Source organism: Micromonospora sp. C81, from assembly GCF_018070425.1.
In the GTDB taxonomy this organism is placed as follows: Bacteria; Actinomycetota; Actinomycetes; order Mycobacteriales; family Micromonosporaceae; genus Micromonospora; species Micromonospora zamorensis.
On record NZ_JAGPXS010000029.1, the window covers coordinates 18,528 to 42,067 of the forward strand.

Annotated in this window: 27 protein-coding genes; 18 read left to right on the forward strand and 9 right to left on the reverse strand. The window is 70.6% G+C overall.

Annotated elements, in window-relative coordinates; all coding sequences use genetic code 11:
• Positions 1–15: 15 nt before the first annotated feature.
• The 3 genes from KBX46_RS30575 to KBX46_RS30585 all read right to left on the reverse strand — a co-directional run bounded on the left by KBX46_RS30575 (position 16) and on the right by KBX46_RS30585 (position 2,232).
• Positions 16–1,416, reverse strand: coding sequence for a trehalose-6-phosphate synthase (locus tag KBX46_RS30575; protein WP_088949790.1), 1,401 nt, complete (start codon positions 1,414–1,416; stop codon positions 16–18).
• A 142-nt stretch (positions 1,417–1,558) separates the two neighbouring features.
• Positions 1,559–1,951, reverse strand: a complete 393-nt coding sequence (locus KBX46_RS30580; RefSeq protein ID WP_210795435.1) for a hypothetical protein — start codon at positions 1,949–1,951, stop codon at positions 1,559–1,561.
• Positions 1,948–2,232, reverse strand: a complete 285-nt coding sequence (locus tag KBX46_RS30585; protein WP_099848009.1) for a hypothetical protein — start codon at positions 2,230–2,232, stop codon at positions 1,948–1,950. Before KBX46_RS30585 ends, KBX46_RS30580 begins: the two co-directional genes overlap by 4 nt.
• 210 nt (positions 2,233–2,442) lie before the next feature.
• Between KBX46_RS30585 and ettA the strand changes: the two genes are divergently transcribed.
• The 4 genes from ettA to KBX46_RS30605 all read left to right on the forward strand — a co-directional run bounded on the left by ettA (position 2,443) and on the right by KBX46_RS30605 (position 6,024).
• Entirely contained in the window at positions 2,443–4,119 is a 1,677-nt protein-coding gene (ettA, locus tag KBX46_RS30590) for an energy-dependent translational throttle protein EttA (RefSeq protein ID WP_088951967.1), read from the forward strand.
• A 14-nt stretch (positions 4,120–4,133) separates the two neighbouring features.
• Positions 4,134–4,580 carry a thioesterase family protein gene (locus tag KBX46_RS30595; RefSeq protein WP_141910847.1) on the forward strand — a complete coding sequence of 149 codons (447 nt, stop codon included), beginning with the start codon at positions 4,134–4,136 and terminating at the stop codon, positions 4,578–4,580.
• On the forward strand, positions 4,577–5,308 hold the full coding sequence (locus tag KBX46_RS30600) for a hypothetical protein (protein WP_210795437.1): 732 nt from the start codon (positions 4,577–4,579) through the stop codon (positions 5,306–5,308). The genes KBX46_RS30595 and KBX46_RS30600 overlap by 4 nt, the downstream gene beginning before the upstream one ends.
• 131 nt (positions 5,309–5,439) lie before the next feature.
• The gene (locus KBX46_RS30605) at positions 5,440–6,024 is read left to right on the forward strand and encodes a YbjN domain-containing protein (protein ID WP_088949785.1); all 585 of its coding nucleotides are present in this window, start codon (positions 5,440–5,442) and stop codon (positions 6,022–6,024) included.
• Positions 6,025–6,043: 19 nt separating this feature from the next.
• Here the strand turns inward: KBX46_RS30605 and KBX46_RS30610 are convergent, their stop codons facing one another.
• The 3 genes from KBX46_RS30610 to KBX46_RS30620 all read right to left on the reverse strand — a co-directional run bounded on the left by KBX46_RS30610 (position 6,044) and on the right by KBX46_RS30620 (position 9,215).
• Positions 6,044–6,472, reverse strand: coding sequence for a globin (locus KBX46_RS30610; RefSeq protein ID WP_088949784.1), 429 nt, complete (start codon positions 6,470–6,472; stop codon positions 6,044–6,046).
• Positions 6,473–6,541: 69 nt separating this feature from the next.
• Entirely contained in the window at positions 6,542–7,924 is a 1,383-nt protein-coding gene (locus KBX46_RS30615; protein WP_210795439.1) for an MFS transporter, read from the reverse strand.
• 232 nt (positions 7,925–8,156) lie between these two features.
• Positions 8,157–9,215 (reverse strand): mechanosensitive ion channel family protein, encoded by a 1,059-nt coding sequence (locus KBX46_RS30620; RefSeq protein WP_088949782.1) that lies wholly within the window; start codon positions 9,213–9,215, stop codon positions 8,157–8,159.
• A 265-nt stretch (positions 9,216–9,480) separates the two neighbouring features.
• On the opposite strand from KBX46_RS30620, the gene KBX46_RS30625 reads away from it, so the two are divergent.
• The 3 genes from KBX46_RS30625 to KBX46_RS30635 are packed head-to-tail and all read left to right on the forward strand — an operon-like array spanning position 9,481 to position 10,763.
• Positions 9,481–10,017 carry an HNH endonuclease gene (locus KBX46_RS30625; RefSeq protein WP_030333470.1) on the forward strand — a complete coding sequence of 179 codons (537 nt, stop codon included), beginning with the start codon at positions 9,481–9,483 and terminating at the stop codon, positions 10,015–10,017.
• A gap of 60 nt (positions 10,018–10,077) precedes the next feature.
• A complete protein-coding gene (locus KBX46_RS30630; protein WP_099847995.1) occupies positions 10,078–10,356 on the forward strand; it encodes a type II toxin-antitoxin system Phd/YefM family antitoxin in 279 nt (92 codons plus the stop codon).
• The gene (locus tag KBX46_RS30635; RefSeq protein WP_210795441.1) at positions 10,353–10,763 is read left to right on the forward strand and encodes a type II toxin-antitoxin system VapC family toxin; all 411 of its coding nucleotides are present in this window, start codon (positions 10,353–10,355) and stop codon (positions 10,761–10,763) included. Before KBX46_RS30630 ends, KBX46_RS30635 begins: the two co-directional genes overlap by 4 nt.
• Before the next feature lie 22 nt (positions 10,764–10,785).
• Here KBX46_RS30635 and KBX46_RS30640 read toward each other — a convergent pair whose 3' ends face one another.
• From KBX46_RS30640 to KBX46_RS30650, 3 genes are all read right to left on the reverse strand, one after another.
• A complete protein-coding gene (locus tag KBX46_RS30640; RefSeq protein WP_247668469.1) occupies positions 10,786–11,562 on the reverse strand; it encodes a class F sortase in 777 nt (258 codons plus the stop codon).
• Positions 11,563–11,637: 75 nt separating this feature from the next.
• Positions 11,638–12,162, reverse strand: a complete 525-nt coding sequence (locus KBX46_RS30645) for a hypothetical protein (protein WP_210795444.1) — start codon at positions 12,160–12,162, stop codon at positions 11,638–11,640.
• Positions 12,163–12,267: 105 nt separating this feature from the next.
• On the reverse strand, positions 12,268–12,732 hold the full coding sequence (locus KBX46_RS30650; protein ID WP_088949776.1) for an Lrp/AsnC family transcriptional regulator: 465 nt from the start codon (positions 12,730–12,732) through the stop codon (positions 12,268–12,270).
• Between the two features lie 148 nt (positions 12,733–12,880).
• Here KBX46_RS30650 and KBX46_RS30655 point away from each other — a divergent pair, with 148 nt between their 5' ends.
• Genes KBX46_RS30655 through KBX46_RS30705 form a run of 11 tightly spaced genes read left to right on the forward strand, consistent with a single transcriptional unit; the run spans position 12,881 to position 23,472 of the window.
• The gene (locus tag KBX46_RS30655) at positions 12,881–13,783 is read left to right on the forward strand and encodes a tryptophan 2,3-dioxygenase (protein WP_210795486.1); all 903 of its coding nucleotides are present in this window, start codon (positions 12,881–12,883) and stop codon (positions 13,781–13,783) included.
• Positions 13,759–15,084 (forward strand): kynureninase, encoded by a 1,326-nt coding sequence (gene kynU, locus KBX46_RS30660; RefSeq protein WP_210795484.1) that lies wholly within the window; start codon positions 13,759–13,761, stop codon positions 15,082–15,084. The genes KBX46_RS30655 and kynU overlap by 25 nt, the downstream gene beginning before the upstream one ends.
• Positions 15,081–16,418, forward strand: a complete 1,338-nt coding sequence (locus tag KBX46_RS30665; protein ID WP_210795446.1) for an NAD(P)/FAD-dependent oxidoreductase — start codon at positions 15,081–15,083, stop codon at positions 16,416–16,418. Before kynU ends, KBX46_RS30665 begins: the two co-directional genes overlap by 4 nt.
• A 23-nt stretch (positions 16,419–16,441) precedes the next feature.
• Positions 16,442–17,923, forward strand: coding sequence for a 2-hydroxymuconic semialdehyde dehydrogenase (locus KBX46_RS30670; protein WP_210795488.1), 1,482 nt, complete (start codon positions 16,442–16,444; stop codon positions 17,921–17,923).
• 47 nt (positions 17,924–17,970) lie between these two features.
• A complete protein-coding gene (locus tag KBX46_RS30675; RefSeq protein WP_210795448.1) occupies positions 17,971–18,768 on the forward strand; it encodes a 2-keto-4-pentenoate hydratase in 798 nt (265 codons plus the stop codon).
• On the forward strand, positions 18,765–19,700 hold the full coding sequence (locus KBX46_RS30680; protein ID WP_210795450.1) for an acetaldehyde dehydrogenase (acetylating): 936 nt from the start codon (positions 18,765–18,767) through the stop codon (positions 19,698–19,700). Before KBX46_RS30675 ends, KBX46_RS30680 begins: the two co-directional genes overlap by 4 nt.
• Positions 19,697–20,761: a 4-hydroxy-2-oxovalerate aldolase gene (gene dmpG, locus KBX46_RS30685; RefSeq protein ID WP_210795452.1), complete on the forward strand. Its 1,065-nt coding sequence runs from the start codon at positions 19,697–19,699 to the stop codon at positions 20,759–20,761. The genes KBX46_RS30680 and dmpG overlap by 4 nt, the downstream gene beginning before the upstream one ends.
• Positions 20,758–21,531: a 2-keto-4-pentenoate hydratase gene (locus KBX46_RS30690; RefSeq protein WP_210795454.1), complete on the forward strand. Its 774-nt coding sequence runs from the start codon at positions 20,758–20,760 to the stop codon at positions 21,529–21,531. Before dmpG ends, KBX46_RS30690 begins: the two co-directional genes overlap by 4 nt.
• Positions 21,528–21,950: a RidA family protein gene (locus KBX46_RS30695; protein WP_088949772.1), complete on the forward strand. Its 423-nt coding sequence runs from the start codon at positions 21,528–21,530 to the stop codon at positions 21,948–21,950. Before KBX46_RS30690 ends, KBX46_RS30695 begins: the two co-directional genes overlap by 4 nt.
• The gene (locus KBX46_RS30700; protein ID WP_210795456.1) at positions 21,947–22,471 is read left to right on the forward strand and encodes a 3-hydroxyanthranilate 3,4-dioxygenase; all 525 of its coding nucleotides are present in this window, start codon (positions 21,947–21,949) and stop codon (positions 22,469–22,471) included. The genes KBX46_RS30695 and KBX46_RS30700 overlap by 4 nt, the downstream gene beginning before the upstream one ends.
• Positions 22,471–23,472, forward strand: coding sequence for an amidohydrolase family protein (locus KBX46_RS30705; RefSeq protein WP_210795458.1), 1,002 nt, complete (start codon positions 22,471–22,473; stop codon positions 23,470–23,472). Before KBX46_RS30700 ends, KBX46_RS30705 begins: the two co-directional genes overlap by 1 nt.
• The last annotated feature ends 68 nt before the right edge of the window (positions 23,473–23,540 follow it).

Here is a 23,540-nt window from a genome sequence, read left to right on the forward strand (position 1 = left end):
CGTTGACGGTCGTGTTCACTCGGCCTCCGCCTCGGAAACTCCAAGCTCGGAGAGGAAAGACTTGGCCCAGTGGCCCACGTCGTGGGTACGCAGGTGACGTTGCATTGTCCGCATCCGGCGGCGTGCCTCGGTTTTCTCCACGTGCACTGCCCGGAGCAGGGCGTCCTTGACCGCGTCCGGGTCGTGCGGGTTACACAAAAAGGCCTGGCGCAGCTCCGTTGCAGCGCCGGCGAATTCACTGAGCACGAGCGCGCCGCCCTGGTCGGCGCGAGACGCGACGTACTCCTTGGCTACCAGATTCATTCCGTCTCGCAGCGGTGTCACCATCATCACATCAGCGGCGACGTACATCGCGGCGAGTTCACTGCGACTGTACGACTGATGCAGGTAATGCACCGCCGGCACGCCGACCCGGCCGAATTCGCCATTAATCCGACCAACCTCGCGCTCCACCTTGACTCGTAGTGCCTGGTAGTGCTCGACGCGCTCTCGGCTGGGCGTGGCCACCTGCACCATAACCGCATCGGGAACTGTCAACTTTCCGTCAGCAAGGAGCTCGCGGAAAGCCTTGAGTCGCAACTCGATGCCCTTGGTGTAATCCAGCCGGTCCACGCCGAGGATTATCGTCTTCGGGTCGCCCAACTCGGCACGGATCTGCTTCGCCCGGGCCTGGATCGCCGGGTCGGCGGCCATCCGCTCCATCTCCTGGGTGTCGATCGAGATGGGGAAGGCGCCCGCCTTCACCTGCCGACCTTCGACCTGGATCATCTGCCCCTCGTAGCGCAGCCCGAGCAGGTGCCGGGCCAGCCGGACGAAGTTCTGCGCGGCCAGCCGCTGCTGGAAACCGACCAGGTCGGCGCCGAGCAGACCGCGCAGGATCTCGGTGCGGAACGGCATCTGCATGAACAGCTCGATCGGCGGGAACGGGATGTGCAGGAAGAACCCGATCCGCAGGTCCGGACGTAGCTCACGGAGCATCGCCGGGACCAACTGCAACTGGTAGTCCTGCACCCAGACCGTGGCACCCTCGGCCGCGACGTCCGCCGCGGCCTCCGCGAACCGCGCGTTGACCAGGCGGTACGCCTCCCGCCACCGGCGCTTGTAGGCCGGCGTCTCGACCGCGTCGTGGTAGAGCGGCCAGATCGTCGCGTTGGACTGGCCCTCGTAGTAGCGCTCCAACTCCTCGGCGCTGAGCGGGACCGGATGCAGCCGGATCCCCTCCAGGTCGAACGGCTCGGGAGCCGCGCCGGTGCCACCAGCCCAGCCGACCCAGGTGCCCTGGTGTTCGGCGAGCACGGGATGCAGCGCGGTGACCAGCCCACCGGGGCTACGTCGCCACTGCCGCCCCTCGGGTGTGCTCACCTCGTCGACCGGCAGACGGTTCGCCACTACGACAAAGGAGCTTCGGACGGTCACGATCGGCCACCTCCGGGTACTGACGGGTCCACCGCGATGAGCGTACTGAGCGTAGCTGCGGCGTCTGGTGCCCCGTGCCGGAGTCTCCTACCCGCCTCGGTCCGACCGAATCCTAGAGGTGATCTTGTCGACAGGCCGTGGGTCAGAGGTCGATGATCGGCCATTCCTTGGGCAGCACCTCGCCGAGCAACTCCCGCCGATCCGTCATGATCGGCACGAGGGGGTGGGCGGCAGCGTCCATCGCCAGCTGGGCCAGGTCCGTGTTCCCGGCCATTCGGCGTGACCATCCGCCGAGAAACGAGCACATGTTCGGCTCGACCGGGGTGACCCGGATGTGCGGCAACGCGGCGAGCACTTCGAGCATCTCCCACTGGCCGGGAGTGGCCTCCTGGTGCGCACGGACGAGGCAGAGTGCCGGCACCAGCACGTGCACGCCATAGTCAGCGGCTTCCGCGATGCGGTGACCGACATCCCGTGACGATGACGAATAGGCCAGCAGGGCGGTCGCATCCAGCGCCAAGCCGTAGTCCGTCACCGGCTGGCTCTCGCGCGTGCCGCCAAGACCTCGGCCTGGAGTTGGGCCGCCTGTTCGCGCAGTTCGGGGGTGATGCTCGCCCTCAACTGCTCCATCTCGGCGTGTACCCCCGCTACGCCCTCATCAGTGATCTCGAAACCGACCCGCCGAAGGATCTCCCGCGTCTTCTCCCCGGCCACTCGCCGTCGGAGGGACTCCGCGACATAGGCGGAGGCGTTCGGCTCCTCAGTCAGCCGGTCTGCAAGATCATCGGGCAGGCTGATCGTGATCTTCTTGGTCATACCGAAACCGTAATTTGCCTTACCGGCTCTGGCAAGGAGGCTCGCCCGCGTACTCCTGAGGCGGGGTGATGTGGGCGAACCGCGTCGTACCTGTCAGGATTGACGATGGCGTGCGCGCGGCCGGTCACCGGCCGGCGGCGGCGGGCGGTCTTCGCAGCCCGCGCCCGCGCCGCCGATCAGCGACAGCAACCGACGGAGGTAGCCCGCACCGTGGCCCAGTACATCTACGTCCTGGAAAAGGCCCGCAAGGCGCACGGCGACAAGGTCGTGCTCGACAACGTGACGTTGAGCTTCCTGCCGGGAGCCAAGATCGGTGTGCTCGGTCCGAACGGCGCCGGTAAGTCCAGCCTCCTCAAGATCATGGCAGGGCTGGACAAGCCGAGCAACGGCGAGGCCCGGCTGATGCCCGGCTACACCGTCGGCATGCTCGCCCAGGAGCCCCCGCTCAACGAGGCCAAGACCGTGCTCGGCAACGTCGAAGAGGCGGTCGCCGAGACCAAGGCCAAGCTGGAGCGCTTCAACAAGATCGCCGAGCAGATGGCGACCGACTACTCCGACGAGCTGATGGAGGAGATGGGCAAGCTCCAGGAGGAGCTGGACCACCTCGACGCCTGGGACGTCGACTCCAAGCTCGAACTGGCCATGGACGCGCTGCGCTGCCCCCCGCCGGACGCCGACGTGACCCAGCTCTCCGGTGGTGAGCGCCGCCGTGTCGCGCTCTGCAAGCTGCTGCTGGAAGCGCCCGACCTGCTGCTGCTCGACGAGCCCACCAACCACCTGGACGCGGAGAGCGTCTCCTGGCTGGAGCAGCACCTCGCCAAGTACGCCGGCACCGTCATGGCGATCACCCACGACCGGTACTTCCTCGACAACGTGGCCGGCTGGATCCTGGAGCTGGACCGCGGCCGGGCCATCGGTTACGAGGGCAACTACTCCACCTACCTGGAGAAGAAGGCCGCCCGCCTGGCCGTCGAGGGTCGCCGCGACGCCAAGATGAAAAAGCGCCTCACCGAGGAACTGGAGTGGGTCCGCTCCAACGCCAAGGCCCGCCAGACCAAGTCCAAGGCCCGCCTGGACCGGTACGACGAGATGGCCAACGAGGCGGAGAAGACCCGCAAGCTCGACTTCGAGGAGATCCAGATCCCGCCGGGCCCGCGTCTGGGCAGCACGGTGATCGAGGCGGTCAACCTCAGCAAGGGCTTCGGCGACCGGCTGCTGATCGACAACCTGTCGTTCTCGCTGCCGCGCAACGGCATCGTCGGCATCATCGGCCCCAACGGCGTCGGCAAGACCACCCTGTTCAAGACCATCGTCGGGCTGGAGGAGCCGACCGGCGGCCAGGTCCGGGTCGGCCCCACCGTCTCGCTGTCGTACGTCGACCAGAATCGCGAAGGCCTCAACGGCGACAAGACCGTCTGGGAGGTCGTCTCCGACGGGTTGGACTACCTGATGGTGGGCAAGGTCGAGATGCCGTCGCGGGCGTACATCGCCGCGTTCGGCTTCAAGGGGCCGGATCAGCAGAAGCCGACGAAGGTGCTCTCCGGCGGTGAGCGCAACCGGCTCAACCTGGCGCTGACCCTGAAGATCGGCGGCAACGTCATCCTGCTCGACGAGCCGACGAACGACCTGGACGTGGAGACGCTGTCCAGCCTGGAGAACGCGCTGCTGGAGTTCCCCGGCTGCGCCGTGGTCATCTCGCACGACCGGATGTTCCTGGACCGCGTCTCCACGCACATCCTGGCCTGGGAGGGCGACGACCAGGACCCGACCCGGTGGTTCTGGTTCGAGGGCAACTTCGAGGCGTACGAGAAGAACAAGATCGACCGCCTCGGCGCGGAGGCTGCCCGGCCGCACCGGGTGACCTACCGCAAGCTGACCCGCGACTGACCGGGGCCGAGAAGGTGTCTGACCGGTTCGTCTACCACTGCACGCTGCGCTGGTCCGACCTGGACGCGTACGGCCACGTCAACAACTCGCGCTTCCTCACCCTGTACGAGGAGGCGCGGGTGGCGTTGATGTTCGCTGGCGGCCGGGCCTGGGGGGTCGGCTCGTTCGCCGACGGGGTGGTGATCCGTCGGCACGAGGTCGACTACCTGCGCCCGGTCGACTACGCGCTGGGCCGGGCCACCGCGGAGGCGGCGCCCACCGTTCGGATCGAGCTGTGGGTGGAAGAGATCCGGGCCTCCCGGTTCACTGTCGCGTACGAGCTGTACGACGGCGAGGTGCTGGCCAGCCGCGCCCGTTCGGTGCTGGTGCCGTTCGACCTGACCCGCCAGGTGCCCCGACGGATCACACCTGAGGAGCGGGACTTCCTTCTCACGTACGCCCCACAGGGCGGGGTGGCATGACCCGGCCGGGTACGGCCGAGCCGGGACGGACGGCCGCGTCGAACCCGACGCACGGTGTCGCCGGGGTGGCGGACGCGGGCGCCTTCCTGGCCCGGCTGGTCCGGCTGGACCCGGTCGCACCGGTCCGGCTGCGGCCGGCCGGTGGGCCCGGCCGGGTGGCCCTCTGGGCCAGGCTGCCGTGGCAGGTCCTCGTGGTCCGCACGGTGGCCGGTGGGCCGGCCGACGACGTCACGGTGGCCGCCGCCGAGCTGCTGGCCGAGCTGGAGCGTGGCGGTGCGGCCCTGCCGACCCGCCGGGACGCGCAGTGGCGGTGGCCGCTGCCGCCGGTGCGCAGCCGGCAGGTGGAGGCGCTGCCGGTCGCCGAGCTGCGACGGATCGCGCAGGCGGCGGCGGGCACCCTGCGGACCGCGAGCGAGCAGGGGGTGGCCGGCCGCGCGGTGGGTCAGCGTGCGCTGCGCGACGCGTTGCTCGACCACGTGGCGGTGCTGGTCACTCCGGACGGGTCGCCCGCCGAGCCGGTCGAGGTGCCCCAGCGGCTGGTGCAGGCGGTGGTCCGGATGGGCTTCCTCGGCGCCGCTGACGGCCCGGTCGCCGGCCACGGCGGTCCCGACGTTCAGGTGCGGGTGGCGGGTCGTTGGGTTGGCCTGGTGGGACCATACGGAGCGGCATGGTCGCAGAAGGCCACGGATCTTGCCGTGACACCCCTGAGTACTCGTCCGAACGGCTGACCCCGGCTCATTCTTCTGGGCTGGGGCGGTCGTTGGGGGGGTGCTTCAACTCGGCTGTCCGGGTACCGTCCATCCTCGGATCCAACGCACCGTAGGCGGCTGGATCCGCTGGGGAGTGAGGTGCGCGAGCGATGCCGTGGTGGTCATGGCGCCCCGGTCCCGCCGACGGCGGCGATCCGGAAACCCGAAGCGGGATCACAGTGGAGAGCGCGGTCCGGGTCGGGCCGCCCAGCCCTCGCCAGCCGGGGGACGACTGCCCGGCCAATGAGCGGCCGGTGCTGTCCGAGATGCCCGCCAACGTCGAGCCGGTGAGTCTGCGCCGGGTCTGTGACGCACTCGACCTGCTCGACGTGCGCTACCTGGCCGACGGCGACGGCAACCTGCTGGCCATGTGGGAACGGCACGCGGTGCTGGTCACCCTCGAAGGGCCGGAGGACGAGATCCTGGTCATGCGGGCACGCCCACATGCCACCGTCCCGCCGGACTGGGCCGACCGGGCATACCGGGTGGTCAACGAGTGGAACCACACCCGCCGGTTCTGCAAGGCGTACATCGGCGACCCGACCGAGCGTGGGCAGCTACCGATCTACGCCGAGCTCCAGGTGCCGCTCGGCGCCGGCACCCACGACGCGCTCCTGGTCGAGATGCTCGACTGCGGCGCGGCGGTGGCCACCAGCTTCGTGGACTGGCTGCACGACGAGGGCGCGCTGCTCTGACGCAACCTCGTCCCGGCGATCAGCCGCCGTTGGCCGGGTCCTCCTCGGCGTTGACCATGAAGTATGCGGCGCGCTCCAGGTAGTCCCAGAGTGTGGCGGCGATCTCCGGCTCGAGGTCGAGCCGGTCCACGGCGCGGCGCATGTTCCGCAGCCAGGCGTCCCGCTCGGCGGCGCCGATCCGGAAGGGCGCGTGCCGCATCCGCAGCCGCGGATGGCCGCGCTGGGCGGAGTAGGTGTTGGGGCCGCCCCAGTACTGCATGAGGAACAGGGTCATCCGATCCGCGGCCGGCCCCAGGTCTTCCTCCGGGTACATGGGCCGCAGCAGGGGATCGGTGGCGACGCCGGCGTAGAACTCGTCGACCAGCTTGCGGAAGGTGGGCTCGCCGCCGACCGCTTCGAAGAGGGTCATCGACGCACCAGGACGGTCGGATTCACCTGCGGGGTTCACCGTTCCATCCTGCCAGGTGCGCTCCGTGCCGGCCCGACCCGTGCGGCGTGCGTCGGATCACGCCGGGGGTCAGGTGACCGCGTGGCGGCGGTGCCCGTCGCCGGAGCGCGGCTCGGGAGTGCCCGCCTCCGTGTCGTCCTTGGCAGGGCTGGCAGGTTCCTGCGGCGGCTGGGCGTTGGCCGCTGTGGCTGCGGCGATCGCGTCGTCCATGGTCTGCCGGTCCGGCCAGCGCAGCGCGGCCACCCCCATGAGCACCACTCCGGCCGCGCTCCACAACCCGACCACCACCGGGATGGGGAACCGCTCGGCGAGCAGCCCGGTGACCAGCACCGCGACACCCTGGATGACCTGGACACCGGTGGCCATCACGCCGAAGGCACGGGCGCGGAAGCCGTTGGGCAGTGCCTGGACGAACAACCCGTTGGCCATCGGCAGCATGCCGGCGACGGCGAACCCGCAGAGGGCGGCCAGCAACGCCACCACCAGCGGGGACGGATCGAGCAGCGCCGGCACCAGCACCAGTGGGGCGAGAACCGCGAGTGGCCGCATCAGCTTCATCCGGCGGGCCGGCCCGAACAGCCGGCTCACCAGCAACCCGCCCAGGACGAAGCCCACGGGGTTGGCCACCATGATCACCGCCTGCGCCGCGCCCCTGCTCAGGTCGCCCTTGGCGCCCTCGTTGGCCCAGGCGGCGGCGAGCCCCTCCGGGACGATCGAGAAGAGCATGGCGCTGAAGACCAGCACCGCGATCGCCCGCAACACCGGTGTGCGGAACACGATGGCGAACCCCTCGCGCGTCTCCCGCAGGAGGTGGCTGCGGTGCGCAGGGTTCATGGACGCCGGGCGGTCGCGTACGCCGAGGCGGACCAGCAGCGCGGACAGGCCGAACGTCGCCGCGTTGAACAGCAGCGCGACCACCGGGTCGATCGAGGCGACCGCTGCGCCGAACACGTACCCGATGACCTGGGCGGCCTGCCCGACGCTGCTGTTCAGCGACAGCCCGAGCACCAGCCGGTCCCCGGTGAGCATCTGCGGCATCAGCGCGGACTTCGCCGCCTGGCTGGGCGGGTTGGCCAGTGTGGCAGCGAAGATCAGCACCAACACAGCCTGGTACGGCAGGTTCGGGATGGCGATGAGCAGCATCAGCAGCATGCGGATGACGTCACATGACACCATCACCTTGCGGTACGGGTACCGCTCCGCAAGTGCGGCGAGCACAGGACCACCGAGCAGCCAGGGCAGGAAGCTGACCGCGAAGGCTGCCGCGGAGAGCGCGACGGACCGGGTCTGCTGGTAGACGAGCAGGGTGACGGCCGCCTTCGCGACGTAGTCACCGACCCAGGAGAGAGCACCAGCCACGAACACGGCCCGAAACTCGTGCTGGGCGAACACTTCGCGAAAGGTGGCGGGGCCTTCCGCGGAAGGTCGCTCGTCGGGCACCGTCGCCTCCATCGGCTCCGGTTCGGCCGCTCGTGGCAGCCAGGCCGGAAGCCCTCGTCAGATCTGCGGATCAGCGAGTATGTGATCACGCTCCGTCGGGAACGCGTGTTCCGGATTCTGCCCGATCGTCTGACAACTAGCTAGGGCGAACGGATCGATCGTCGCTTCCCCGACTGAACGAACGGACGATACCTGAGGGGCCGGGCGGCTGGCGACCCTGCATCGGCGGACATTTTCGCCTGGGTCAGGTAGCGCCACCCTGACCGGTCTCGCTGTCGGGCAGGGGCCGGGTCGGCAGACCGGGATAGATACGAGCAGCCGCGATCTGCGCGGTGATCCCCGAGTTCTCCAGTGCCTCGGCGAGCCGCCGACGCAGCTCCCGGCCCACCGCGAACTGCCCGTCCGCGGTGGTCTTCACCACCGTCCGGATGACCGCGCCGTCCACCGTCACCTGCTCGACGCCCAGCACCTCCGGCGCCTCGACGATCTCCGGTGACAGCTCCGGGTCCACCGCGATCGAGGCGGCCGCGGTCCGCAGGACAGCGGTGGCCTCCTCGGTGCTGTTGAAACCGATCGGCAGGTCCACCACCACGAGGGCCCAACCCTGGCTCTTGTTGCCCACCCGGATGATTTCGCCGTTGCGGATGTACCAGAGCACGCCGCGACCGTCGCGCACCGTGGTGACCCGCAGCCCGACCGACTCGACCACGCCCATCGCCTCGCCCAGGTCGACGTTGTCGCCCACGCCGTACTGATCCTCGATCAGCATGAAGAGGCCGGCGATCAGGTCCTTGACCAGGCTCTGCGCGCCGAAACCCAGTGCTACGCCGGCGATCCCCGCGCTGGCCAGCAGTGGAGCCAGGTCGAAGCTGAACTCGCGCAGGATCATCAGCAGCGCGATGCCGAAGACGAACGCGGTGGTCAGGCTGCGCAGCACGGAGCCGATCGCCTCAGCACGCTGCCGTCGCCGCTCGGGCACGAACTCCGCCGGGTCACCCGCCGTGCTGGGCACCCGCTCGCGCAGCGGGCGCAGCATCGTCGGCACCGCGCCCTCGGTGGTCGTCCGGACCAACCGGTTGATGGTGCGGTGCAGCGCCCAGCGGGCCACCATCGCCAGCGCCAGGATCACCAGCACCCGCAGCGGCTTGAGCAGGATCCAGTAACTGCCCTCGGCGAACCAGGCCGATCTGGTGATGTCGTAGATCCACTCGCAGGAGGTGCTGCCCTGGCAGTTCACCGAATCGGCGGTGGACAGGGCAAGGGGCGTCACGCTGGCGGCACTCACCCTGTCTTCGTACCGCAAGGGACCCGACACTCCGCCGCCGACCCACCGGCGGGTGAACTGCCGCAGAGGGCACGACCGGAACGGGGCGAACCGGCCATCGTGACAGGTGCGAGAGAGAGCTTCATGTCCGACCCCGGATTAGTACGTGCAATCCGGGGTCCGATCAGGGACTATTGGCGCAACGGACGTCGGTGATCGGCCCGGCGTCGACCGGGTGGGCCGGCGTGCCCGACCCCGGTCGGCGGCGGTTCGCAGCAGCCGCTGAACCGGGAGGGTGAGCGCGATGCCTGACATACGACCCACGGTGGGCTCCGGCGCGTTGGTCCTCAACGCCACCTACGAGCCGCTGTGTGTCGTGTCGGTGCGCCGCGCCGCGATCCTCGTCCTCTCCGCCAAGGCTGTCTGCGTCGCCGACGGTGACGGCATCCTGCACAGTGCCCGGGACGCGCTCCCGGTGCCGTCCGTGGTCCGGTTGACGCGCTTCGTCCGGGTGCCCTACCGGACGCACGTCGGGCTGTCCCGGCGGGCGATCTTCGCCCGGGACGGGTGGCGGTGCGCCTACTGCCGGGGCCCGGCCGAGACCATCGACCACGTCTTTCCGCGCAGCCGCGGTGGCCGGCACGCCTGGGAGAACGTGGTCGCCGCCTGTGCCCGGTGCAACCACACCAAGGGTGACAAGACTCCGGCCGAGATGGGGTGGCGGTTGCACGCGCTGCCGGCCGCGCCGAAGGGCACCGCCTGGCGGGTGCTCGGGCACCGGGCCCCAGACCCCCGCTGGGCCGACTGGCTGGACCTGCGGGAGCCCGAAGCGGCAGCCTGACCTTCGGTGTCTGACCGCGAACATCTGGCAATGTAGAACATCTGGTTCTACACTCGGTCTGTGGAACGCATCGGGGTCCGAGAGCTGAACCAGAACACGAGTCAGGTGCTGGCTCGGGTGAGTGGCGGCGAAACCGTCGAGATCACCGATCGTGGGCATCCGATCGCCAGACTGGTTCCGGTGAGTGACGACAGGTCGGTACTGGCCAAGCTCGTAGCTGCGGGCCGGGCCGTCGCTCCGACCGGCGGCGGCTCTGTGCCGCTTCCCCCGAAGCTGGGTGACGAGGATGTGGACGTGGCCGCCACGCTCGCCGAGATGCGGGACGAGGAGCGCTGGTGATCTATCTGGACTCCGCCGCCGTCGTCAAGTTGGTTCGGCAGGAGGCGTGCAGCGCTGAGCTTGTCTCCTGGCTCAACACCCACGGAGACGTCCACCTGGTCTCCTCCGCGCTGGTCGAGGTCGAAGTGCCCAGCGCGTTACGCCGATCAGCCCCGCAGGCGTTGGTCGGCGTGCCGGCGGCCGTCGGACGGCTCTTTCGGCTGGAGATCGACGGCACGATCCGTGCGACCGCTGCCGCGTTTGCCGAGCCGACGTTACGCAGCCTCGACGCCATTCACCTTGCCACCGCTCAGGTTCTGACCAACGAGTCCGGAACGGCACTCATCGCCTTCGTCAGCTATGACCGGCGACTGCTCGAGAGCGCCAAGGTTGCGGGGTTACCCGTGGCAAGCCCCGGTCAGAACTGACCCGGGTTCCGCTTCACCCGGGTCAACCACCTGTACGTGCCTTCGTCAGCGACGCGAAGACCACCACGTTGTCCGAATAGCCCGTCTCGCCGCCGACCCACTGGCCGCCGCAGGTGATCAGTCGCAGGCTCGGACGGCTGAAGTCGCCGTACACCTCGTCCACCGGCAGCCGCCCCTTGTCGAACCGCTCCACCGAATCCACCTCGAAGATTGCCACGCTCCGGTCGGTGCGGGTGACCTCGATCTGGTCACCGGAGCGCAGGTCGCGAAGCTTGTGGAAGACCGCCGGCCCGCTGGTGGTGTCGACGTGCCCGACGATCACGGCTGGGCCGTACTGACCGGGGGTGGGCCCCTGGTCGTACCAGCCGGCCTCCTGGGCGCGGGCCGCGTCCGGCACGGCGATGGTGCCGTCCGGGGCGATGCCCACGTCGTGCACCGGCGCCTCGACGTCGATCGTGTCAATGGCGAGGTTGGTCGGACGGCTGGATGACAGCACCGGGAACTTCTTCGGTGGCGGTCGGAAGCCGGCGCTGAGCTGGTCCGGCAACAGGCTCATGCCGGTCACCTGCTCGACGCCGAGCATCGCCACGATCAGCACCATCAGCGCGGCGACGGCCAGGACCGGCAACCCTGGTCCCGTACCGATGCGGTGCCCGGCCAACGGCGACCCGGCCGGACGCCTCGGTGGCAGCGGCTGGACGGTCGGATCGGTGGTGGCGATGCTGGCCGACCCGGCCTGACCGGCGACGCGGCCCAGCCGGCGGGAGGCGCGGGCCACCAGCCGGCCGGAGGCGCGCAGCGCCGGCCCGGCCCGGAGGCGGGCGCGGCGGTCCGGCCGCGCACGCGCGGATCTGCGGGTCATGGGTCGTCCGGCTCAGGAGCCGGCTCCGGTCCGACGCCGGCCGCCCGCCATGCCGAGCGCGATCGCAGTGGCCACCAGCGCCACGCCGCCGAGCACCAGCAGTAGGCCGGTGCCGCGACCGCCGGCCGTCCCGCCGCCCCCGGTCGCCGGTCCCTTGCTGGGCGACGCCATGTTCAGCACTGTCAGGGTGGTCGTGGCCGTCTGGCCGTTCTGGCAGCGCAGGTCCACCGCGTAATCGCCGGCCTGCTTGTCACGCGGAATGCTGGCCTGCGCGGTCAGGAAGCCGTTGTCCGGTCTGAGCGTCACGTGCCCGAACGCATCGGAGTGCACGCTGGACTGGCGGTTGTTGTTGTCGTTGTCGCAGCTCGCCTTGATGGAGACCCGGCTACCGGCCTGGGCGCTGTTCGGCGTCACCTCGACGAAGGTGTTCTCGCCGGCACGGGCCGGAGCGACAGACATCAGGACGAACGCCCCCACCAGCCCGACCAGTGTCAGTGCGGACGAGAGCGCGCGGTTGATCGTGCGGATTCCCTGCATGATTTCCCCCCAACCGGCGACGACCGCCGGAACCCTCCCCTGGGCACGCGGCCTGCTTTCCCGCTGGCGCGGGAGCAAACCCGCAGACGGTGAGGGTGGGGTGGGTCAGCGCTGACGCGGGGCGACCCCGGTCGAGGGGAGCGGCGTGATCGGCTGCCAGCCCAGCGGGGACGACAGGACCATCGTGCTCGACGGCTGGCCGTACGGGGCGAGTCGGTCGATGACGCCCTCGAACGCGCCGATCGAGCCGGCGGCCACCTTCAGCACGCTGCACGCGTCCCCGGTGATCCGGTGGATCTCCAGGATTTCCGGCCAGCCCGCCACCGCCGGGTCGTGCAGGATGCATCGCGCCCCGTAGCAGGACATCCGGATCAGCGCGATAACGGTGCGGCCGGCTCGGCTCAGGTCGACATGGGCGTGGTAGCCGGTGATGACTCCGGACTCCTCCAGCCGGCGAACCCGCTCGGCGACCGCAGGTGGCGACAGGTGCACCCGCCGGGACAACTCGCTGAAGGACAGCCGCGCGTCGGCCTGCAACTCGCGCAGCAGCGCCCAGTCCATGTCGTCCACGCTCAGACCTTACTTTCGTGAACCGACTTCGCCTAGTTGCCTTTGGTTCGCCAGGAGAAGGCGGCGAGAGCCGTTGATCTGGCATTCCGTAGGCCGATCCGACCGAGGGATCATGACGTCGGCGAGTCCGGGGGAGGGAGACGAGATGGTGGATCAGACGGAGCGGCGGGCGCCGAACCGCCCCGCCACGGTGCGACCGGTGACCCCTGGGCAGCGGGCAGCCCAGGCGGAGCGCACCGGTGGCGAGCCCACGCTGGAGTTCGCCGACATGGTGCCGTACGACGCGTACGTGCAGGCCAGCGCCCTGCACCGGATGCAGCACCCGCTCAGCAGCGACCCGGGCGAGATGTCCTTCCTGATGGTCAGCCAGATCATGGAGCTGTACTTCGGGCTGACCTGCCACGAGTTGCGGGAGACCCAGCGGCTGATCCGCGCCGACCAGGTCTGGGAGGCGTTGGCGCCGTTGCGTCGAGCCAAACTGCACCTGGAGGGGCTCAACGCCGCCTGGCAGGGGCTGCGCTGGATGAGCCCGGCCGACTTCAACCGGTTCCGCAACCTGCTCGGCGAGGCCAGCGGCTTCCAGTCGGCCATGTACCGGCAGTTGGAGTTCCTGCTCGGGCTGCGTGACCCGACGCTGATCCGCCCGTTCCGTCGACAGACCGACGTGTACGCCGCGCTGACCGCCGCGCTGGCCACGCCGAGCCTCTGGGACGATGTGCTCGCGCTGCTCGCCCGGCGTGGCTTCGATCTGCCCGCCGACCTGCTCGACCGGGACGTTGCCGTCGAACATGATCCGCACCCGTCGGTCGAGGCGGCCTGGGTACGGATCTACGACGACGGCGGCCCGGACAACCACCTGCGACTGCTCGGTGAGGCGCTGAGCTCGGTCGCGGAGGAGTTCGGCGACTGGCGGTGGAACCACGTCAAGGCGGTGCAGCGGACGATGGGCGCCAAGGTCGGCAGCGGAGGCTCCGCCGGCCTGGCATGGCTGCAACGCAGCATGGCCCGGGTGGTTTTCCCGGAGCTGTGGTCGGCCCGCACCGCGATGTGACCGGAGAGCGAGACACCCCTGTGCACACCCCAGAACGAGAGGCGCACCGCCTCGACGAAGCCGACCCCGGTCACCGGCACCTGTTCCACGTGCCCCCGGCCGACGGCGGCGACCACCCCGAGTCGGCGTACCTCGCCGGCAACTCGCTGGGCCTGCAACCCCGGGCCACCCGCGACGAACTCCTCGCCGACCTGGACGCCTGGGCGCGGCTCGGCGTCGAGGGGCACGTCGAGGCGACGCGCGCGTGGCTGCCGTACCACGAGTTGTTGACCGCGCCGGCAGCGCGACTGGTCGGCGCCCGCCCCGCGGAGACCGTGGTGATGAACTCGCTCACGGTCAACCTGCACCTGCTGATGGTGAGCTTCTACCGCCCGGCCGGCGCGCGCACCCGCATCGTCATCGAGGACGCGGCGTTCCCGTCGGACAGCTACGCGGTGCGCAGCCAGGCCCGGTTCCACGGCCTGGACCCGGACGAAACCGTGGTCCGGTTGCGCCCGCGCGACGGTGAGGACGCCCTGCGCACCGAGGACGTGACCGCCTACCTGGCCGCCGAGGGCGACCGGGTGGCGCTGGTGCTGCTCGGCGGGGTCAACTACCTCACCGGTGAGCTGCTGGACATCCCGGCGATCACGGCCGCCGGCCGGGCGGCTGGCGCGGTGGTCGGTTGGGACCTGGCCCACGCGGTCGGCAACGTGCCACTGGCCCTGCACGACTGGGATGTCGACTTCGCCGCGTGGTGCTCCTACAAGTATCTGAACGCAGGTCCGGGTGCCCTGGCCGGCGTCTTCGTGCACGAGCGGCACCTCGGCGACGAGACAGTGCCCCGCTTCGAGGGTTGGTGGAGCACCGCGGCGGCCACCCGTTTCGAGATGACCCCGGTGTCGCGGCCACCCGCAACAGTGGAGGCCTGGCAGATCTCCAACCCGCCGATCTTCGCGATGGGCCCGGTGCGCACCTCGCTGGAGGTGTTCGACGCGGTCGGCATGACGGCGTTGCGCGCCCGCAGCCAGCGACTCACCGGCTGGTTGGAGTCGCTGCTCGACGAGGTCGTCGCCGACCGGCCGTTGCGCGTGGTCACCCCGCGCGACCCGGCTCGGCGGGGCTGCCAGCTTTCGGTGCGCATCGGCCACGGCAGCGCGGCGGAGCTGACCAAACGCCTGCGGCACGAGCACGGCGTCATCGCCGACGCCCGCGAACCGGACGTCATCCGGTTCGCCCCGGTGCCGCTCTACTCCACGTACCTCGACTGTTGGCGGGCCGCGGCGGCGCTCGCCGCGACCATGGGGCAGGTGAACCCGTGACCGCGCGGCGCGACGAGGTCGCGATCATCGGTGCCGGCCTGGCTGGTTGCCTGGCCGCCTGCTTCCTGGCCCGGCGCGGCTACCCGGTGGCGCTCTACGAGCGCCGCTCCGACCCGCGGGCCGGCACGGCCGAGCGGGGGCGCTCGATCAACCTGGCGCTCTCCGAGCGCGGCCTGGACGCGTTGCGCCGGATCGGGCTCGCCGACCAGGTGATGACCGACGCGCTGCCGATGCGGGGCCGGATGATCCACCCGGTCGAGGGGGAGCAGCAGTTCCAGTCGTACAGCGCGGCCGGCGACCGGGCGATCAACTCGATCAGTCGGGGCGCGCTGAACAACGCCCTGCTGGACGAGGCCACCGCGCTGCCCGGGGTGCGGGTCGTCTTCGACCACCGGTTGGTCGGGCTGGACCCGACCGACGGCTCGCTGAGCTTCGAGACACCGCAGGGCACTGTCGCAGCCAAGGCGTCGGTCGTGCTGGGTGCCGACGGCGCCGGCTCCGCGGTGCGGGGGCAGTTGCTGGCGTACGGGTTGCTGAACGAGAGCGTGGACTTCCTCGACTACGGCTACAAGGAGTTGACGATCCCGCCGCTGGGCGGGGACTTCGCCCTGGACCCGGACGCCCTGCACATCTGGCCGCGCGGCACCTCGATGATGATCGCGCTGCCGAACCCGGACCGCTCCTTCACCTGCACGTTGTTCTGGCCCAACGACGGCGCCGGCAGCTTCGCCTCGCTGACCAGCCCGGCCGAAATCGAGCGGCACTTCGCCGAGCACTACCCGGACGTCATCCCGCTGGCCCCGAACCTCGTCGACGACTACCAGCACAACCCCGTGGGCGTGCTCGGCACTGTTCGCTGCACGCCCTGGCAGGTCAACGGGAGCGTCGGCCTGCTCGGTGACGCTGCGCACGCGATCGTGCCCTTCTACGGGCAGGGCGCGAACTGCGCCTTCGAGGACGTGGTCGAGTTGGACCGCTGCCTGGACGAGTGCGCCGACGACTGGCTGGCGGCGCTGCCCCTCTTTCAGCGACGCCGGCAGGAGAACGCCGAGGCCATCGCCACGATGGCGCTGACCAACTTCGTGGAGATGCGGGACAAGGTCGCCTCCCCGGTCTTCCAGACGCGGCGGCGGGTGGAGCACGCCCTGGAGCGAGCCCTCCCCGGCCGGTACGTTTCGCAGTACGAGCTGGTGTCGTTCTCCACCACCCCGTACGCGGAGGTGCGCCGCCGGGTGCGCCGACAGCACCGGGTGCTGGGGGCGGTCGTCGGCGGGGCCGCGTTGCTGCTGGTCGGCGCGATCGGCGCGGCACTGAGCCGAGGGAGGCAGGAATGACCGGCCTGTGGGACCCGCGACTGATGGCCGGCCACGCGCCGGGTGGCCCGCAGCGGTTGCGCAACTTCGTCGCCGGCGAGTTCGTCGACGGCGGGTCGACGTTCACCAAGGCCAGCCCGGTCACCGGGGACCAGGTCTTCGAGGTGGACGAGGCGTCGGAGTCCACCGTGGACGATGCGGTGGCCGCCGCCCGGGCGGCGCTGCGCGGGCCGTGGGGCCGGATGGGCGAACGGGAACGCGCCGAGGTGCTGCGCCGGGTCGCCGACGAGTTGGAGCGCCGCTTCGACGATCTGGTCACCGCCGAGGTCGCCGACACCGGCAAGTCCATCGCCCAGGCCCGCACGCTGGACATTCCTCGTGGTGCGGCGAACTTCCGGGCGTTCGCGGAGATCGTGGCGACCGCGCCCACCGAGTCGTTCACGACGGTCACCCCGACCGGTGGCCGGGCGCTCAACTACGCGCTGCGCAAGCCGGTCGGCGTGGTCGCGGTCATCGTGCCGTGGAACCTGCCGCTGCTGCTGCTCACCTGGAAGGTCGCCCCGGCGCTGGCCTGCGGCAACGCCGTGGTGGTCAAGCCCAGCGAGGAGACACCCGCCTCGGCGACGGTGCTCGCCGAGGTGATGGCCGCCGCGGGCGTACCGGCCGGGGTGTTCAACCTGGTGCACGGGTTCGGGCCGGACTCGGCGGGTGAGTTCCTCACCCGCCACCCCGGCGTGGACGCGATCACCTTCACCGGCGAGTCGGCCACCGGCGGCGCGATCATGCGGGCCGCCGCCGACGGCGTGAAGGCGGTCAGCTTCGAGCTGGGCGGCAAGAACGCCGGCCTGGTCTTCGCCGACGCCGACCTGGACGCCGCCGTGGCCGGCTCGGTGCGATCCAGCTTCACCAACGGCGGGCAGGTGTGCCTCTGCACCGAACGCATCTACGTGCAGCGCCCGGTCTTCGAGGAGTTCACGGCCCGGCTGGCGAAGCGGGCCGGCGAGCTGGCGTACGGCTGGCCGACCGACGAAGCCACCGCCACCATGCCGCTGATCTCCCACCAGCACCGGTCGAAGGTGCTCGGCGCGTACGAACTGGCCCGAACCGAGGGCGCCGAGGTGCTCGCCGGTGGCGGCACGCCCACCTTCGGTGACACCCGCGACGGCGGGTCGTACGTGCAGCCGACAGTGCTCACCGGGCTCGGCCCGCAGGCGCGCACCAACCGCGAGGAGATCTTCGGGCCGGTGGTGCACGTCGCGCCGTTCGACACCGAGGACGAGGCATACGCGCTCGCGAACGGCACCGAGTACGGCCTCGCGGCGACCGTCTGGACCCGGGACGTGGGCGTCGCGCACCGGGCCGGCGCCCGGCTCGACGCCGGCATCGTGTGGGTCAACACGTGGTTCCTGCGTGACCTGCGCACCCCGTTCGGCGGGGTGAAGGCGTCCGGCATCGGCCGGGAGGGCGGCGTGCACTCGCTGAACTTCTACTCCGAACTCACCAACGTCTGCGTGGACCTGTCGTGAGCCGTAGCGAGCGTGGACCTGTCGTGAGCCGTAGCGAGGGAGCGGGCATGGAAGCTGACATCGAGGCCGCCAACCGGGAGCTGGCCGACGCCCGCAGCACCGGCAAGCCGTGTGCACCACTTCGGGGCCGGCTGCTGCCGGAGGGCGACGTCGAGTCCGCGTACCACGTGCAGCAGCTCCAGGCGCGGGCCTGGCAGGGCCGCGGCGAACGCCGGGTCGGCGCGAAGATCGGGCTGACCTCCCGGGCGGTGCAGGAGACCTTCGGGGTGTTCCAACCGGACTTCGGCATGCTGACCGACGCCATGGCGGTCGGCGACGGGGTCGAGGTGCCCATCGACCGGCTGCTCCAGCCGCGGGTCGAAGCGGAGATCGCGTTCGTGCTCGACAAGGATCTCGCCGACCCGCAGATCACCACTGTCGACCTGATCCGCGCGGTGGACTACGTGCTGCCGGCGATCGAGATCGTCGACTCGCGGATCGCCGGCTGGGACATCTCCATCGTGGACACCGTCGCCGACAACGCCTCCAGCGGGCTCTTCGTGCTCGGCACCACGCCTCGCCGCCTCGCCGACGTCGACCTGCGGCTGTGCGGAATGGTGCTGGAACACGCCGGCGAGCCGGTCTCGGTCGGCGCCGGCGCGGCCTGCCTGGGCAACCCGCTGCACGCCCTGCACTGGTTGGCCAGCACGCTCGCCCGCGCCGGTGACCCGCTGCGCGCCGGGGACGTGGTGCTCTCCGGGGCGCTCGGCCCGATGGTCCCGGTCACCCCGGGAGCGGCGTACGAGGCACGGATCTCCGGGCTCGGCTCGGTGCGCACATCCTTCAGCGACAGGGGCGGCCAGTGACCACTAACGTGGCGGTGCTGGGATCGGGAAACATCGGCACCGATCTGATGATCAAGGTGTTGCGGCTGAGCGACAGCCTGCGCATGGTGGCGATGGCCGGCATCGACCCGGCCTCCGACGGCCTGGCGCGCGCTCGCCGGCTCGGCGTCGCCACCACCGCCGACGGCGTGGACGGGCTCGTGGCGATGCCCGAGTTCGCCGACGTCGAGCTGGTCTTCGACGCCACGTCGGCGGGAGCGCACCGACACCACGACGAGGTGCTGCGCGCGCACGGCCGCACGGTGGTCGACCTGACCCCGGCCGCGCTCGGCCCGTACGTCGTGCCGCCGGTCAACCTCGACGAGCACCTGCACGAGTCGAACGTCAACATGGTGACCTGCGGCGGGCAGGCGACAGTGCCGATCGTCGCCGCGGTGCGCCGGGTCACCCCGGTGGCGTACGGGGAGATCGTCGCCTCGATCGCCTCCCGGTCGGCCGGGCCGGGCACCCGGGCCAACATCGACGAGTTCACCGAGACCACCGCTCGGGCCATCGAGGTGGTCGGTGGGGCCGAGCGGGGCAAGGCGATCATCGTGCTGAACCCGGCGGACCCGCCACTGCTCATGCGGGACACCGTCTACTGCCTCTGCCCGGACGCCGACGCCGACACCGACGCCATCGCCGCCTCCGTGGCGGACATGGTGGCGGCGGTGCAGGAGTACGTCCCCGGCTACCGGCTCAAGCAGGACGTGCAGTTCGACCGGGTGCGGGCGTACCTGCCGACGCTCGGGCGGCAGCTCACCGCGTTGCAGGTGTCGGTCTTCCTGGAGGTCTCCGGTGCCGGGCACTACCTGCCGGCGTACGCCGGGAACCTGGACATCATGACCTCTGCCGCTCTGCGTACCGCGGAGCGGCTGATCGCCCTGCGTTCTTCGGAGGTGGCCGCGCCATGACCGACCTGTACATCCAGGACGTGACGCTGCGCGACGGCATGCACGCCATCGCCCACCAGTACAGCGTCGAGCAGGTCCGCACCATCGCCGCCGCGCTGGACGCCGCCGGGGTGGCCGCGATCGAGGTGGCGCACGGGGACGGGCTCGCCGGTTCCAGCGTGAACTACGGCCACGGCGCGGCCAGCGACGCCGAGTGGATCTCCGCGGCAGCCGAGGTGCTCACCACGGCGAAGCTGACCACGCTGCTGCTGCCGGGCATCGGCACGATCGCCGACCTGAAGGCCGCGAAGGCGCTCGGGGTGACAAGCGTCCGGATCGCCACCCACTGCACCGAGGCGGACATCTCCGCCCAGCACATCTCCTGGGCCCGGGAGAACGGCATGGACGTCGCCGGGTTCCTGATGATGTCGCACATGAACGATCCGGCCGGGCTCGCCGCTCAGGCCAGGCTCATGGAGTCCTACGGCGCGCACTGCGTCTACGTCACCGACTCCGGCGGTCGGCTGCTGATGTCCGACGTGGCGCAGCGCGTCGACGCGTACCGGCAGGTCCTCGCCCCGGAGACGCAGATCGGCATCCACGCGCACCACAACCTGTCGCTCGGGGTCGCCAACAGCGTGCTCGCCGTCGAACACGGTCGGGTCACCGGGTCCGCGCCGGTCGCCCCGGACGCACCCCACGGCCGGACCGTCCGCGTCGACGCCTCCCTCGCCGGCATGGGCGCGGGCGCCGGCAACGCACCGCTGGAGGTCTTCGTGGCGGTCGCCGAGTTGCACGGCTGGAAGCACGGCTGCGACGTGTTCGCGCTGATGGACGCGGCCGACGACATCGTCCGCCCGTTGCAGGACCGACCGGTCCAGGTGGACCGGGAAACGCTCTCCCTGGGGTACGCGGGGGTCTACTCCAGCTTCCTGCGGCACGCAGAGCGGGCCTCCACCAGGTACGGCGTGGACGTCCGGTCGATCCTGGTCGAGCTGGGCCGGCGCCGGATGGTCGGCGGCCAGGAGGACATGATCGTGGACGTCGCACTCGACCTGGCCGGCAAGGAGCAGCAGTCATGATCGGACCGGACATCGCCGGGATCGCCGAGAAGCTGGGCGTGGCAGAGGCCACGGCCACCGCGATCCCGCAACTCGCCGCCGAGACCGGCCTCGACGTGGATGCCGCGTACGGCGTGCAGGCCGCACTGCTCCAGCGCCGGGTGGACGCCGGTGAGCGGCTCGTCGGGCTGAAGATGGGGCTGACCAGCAGGGCGAAGATGGCCCAGGTCGGCGTGGACGAGGTGATCTGGGGGCGGCTCACCAACACGATGCGGGTCCCCGACGGTGGCGTGGTGGACCGGGCCGCGTACATCCATCCCCGGGTCGAGCCGGAGGTGGCGTTCCTGCTGGACCGGCTGCCCGAGCCGGGTGAGCCGGTCGGCGACTTCGCCGGCGCCGTCCGCGCGGTCGCCCCGGCCATCGAGCTGATCGACTCCCGGTACGCGGACTTCCGCTTCTCGCTGCCGGACGTGATCGCCGACAACACCTCGGCCGCCGCGTTCGTGATCGGGCCGTGGTCGCCGGTGCCGGCGGGTCTGGACAACCTGGGTGTGCTGCTGGAGGTCGACGGGCGGGTGGCGCAGGTCGGTTCGACGGCGGCGATCCTCGGCGATCCACGCCGGGCCCTCGACGAGGGCATCCGGCTGGCCGGCCGGCACGGTGTGCGGCTGGAGTCCGGGTGGGTCTTCCTGGCCGGCGCCGCCACCGCGGCTGTGCCGCTGCGTCCCGGCGCGCACGTCCGTGCGGTCGTGGAGAAGCTCGGCACCGCGTCGCTGCGGGCGTCGTCGTGACCGCGCGGGTGGTGGCCGGCAAGGCTGTGCCTCGGGGGGCCTTTCCGCACGTCAAGGTGGCGGGTGGGTTCGTCTTCGTCTCGGGTACGTCGTCGCGGCGGCCGGACAACAGCTTCGCGGGTGTGTCGGTGGATGAGTTCGGCACGACCAACCTCGACATCCGGGTGCAGACGCGAGCCGTGATCGAGAACATCGGCGATCTGCTGCGCTCCGTCGGCGCGGACCTCACCGACCTCGTCCAGGTGACGTCGTACCTGGTCAACATGAACGACTTCGGTGGTTACAACGAGGTGTGGGCGGAGTTCTTCGACGCGTCCGGGCCGACCCGCACCACGGTGGCCGTGCACCAGTTGCCCCATCCACACCTGCTCATCGAGATCCAGGCCGTGGCCCTTCTTCCCTCGGGAGGTCAGTCGTGAGTGAGATTGCCGAACCGTTCAGCTTTCCCGGGTGGATTGCGGACAACCAGCACCTGTTGAAGCCGCCGGTGGGCAACAAGGAGATGTTCCCCGGCGGGGACGACTTCATCGTGATGGTGGTGGGCGGGCCCAACCAGCGCACCGACTTCCACGTGGATCCGTACGAGGAGTTCTTCTACCAGGTCAAGGGCAACATGCACATCAACCTGGTCACCCCCGAGGGGCCGCGTACGGTGCACGTGCGCGAGGGTCAGATGTGGATGCTGCCGCGCAACACCCCGCACTCGCCGCAGCGGCCGGAGGCCGGCTCGATCGGCATGGTCGTCGAGCGGGTCCGTGAGGAGGGCACGCTGGAGACGTTCCAGTGGTACTGCCCGGAGTGCGGCAGCAAGGTGCACGAGGTGGAGTTGCAGGTCCGCGACATTGCCGCCGACCTTCCGCCGGTGTTCCAGGCGTTCTACGCCGACGAGCAGGCACGCACCTGCGCCAACTGCGGCACCCTGCACCCGGGCAAGGGCTGATGCCCGCAGGCGTCGTCGACGTGCACACGCACGTCGTACCGAAGGGGTGGCCGGACCTCGGCGCGGCGTGCGGTGGGTCCGGCTGGCCGTGGCTGCGCGTCGACTCCGAGCGAGCCGCCATGATCATGGTGGGGGAGACGGAGTTCCGCCCGGTCGGAGCCGAGTGCTGGGACGCGTCGCGCCGGCTGGCCGACATGGACGCCGATGGCGTGGACGTGCAGGTGGTCTCGCCCACCCCGGTCTTCTTCAGCTATGACCGCCCGGCCGATCAGGCGGTGAAGGTCGCCCGGATCTTCAACGACCTGACCCTGGAGGTCACCGCCGCCGGTGGCGACCGACTGGTGCCGTTCTGCCAGGTGCCCCTCCAGGACCCGGACGCCGCGTGCGCCGAGCTGGATCGCAGCCTGGCCGCCGGGCACGTGGGTGTGGAGATCGGCAACCACGTCGGCGACCGGGACCTGGACGACGCCGGGGTGGTCACCTTCCTCCAGCACTGTGCCGAGGTGGGCGCACCCGTCTTCGTCCACCCGTGGGACATGCCGGACGGCCCGCGCCTGGACCGCTGGATGGCCCGGTGGCTCACCGGGATGCCCGCCGAGACGCACCTGTCGGTGCTGGCGATGATCCTGGGCGGCGTCTTCGACCGGGTGCCCGAGACGTTGCGGATCTGCTTCGCACACGGTGGTGGCAGCTTCCCGTTCTGGCTGGGCCGTGCCGACAACGCCTGGCACCGCCGTGGCGACCTGGTCCGTGGCGCGTCCGTCGCCCCGCCCAGCAGCTACGTCGACCGGTTCAGTGTCGACTCGGTGGTCTTCGCGGCGCCCGCGCTGCGGCTGCTGGTCGACACGATGGGGGAGGACCGGGTGCTGGTCGGCAGCGACTACCCGTACCCGTTGGGGGAACGCCCGGCCGGCGCGGTGGTCCGCGACGCCGACTTCCTCACCGACTCCCAGCGCGACAAGCTCCTCTCCACCAACGCCCAGCGCTTCCTGCGCGGCTGAGCGCATCTGTGGGCCGGTGGGCCGAGTGGGTGGGGAGTCCGGCGTGTGTCGGACGCCCGGGGCCCGTC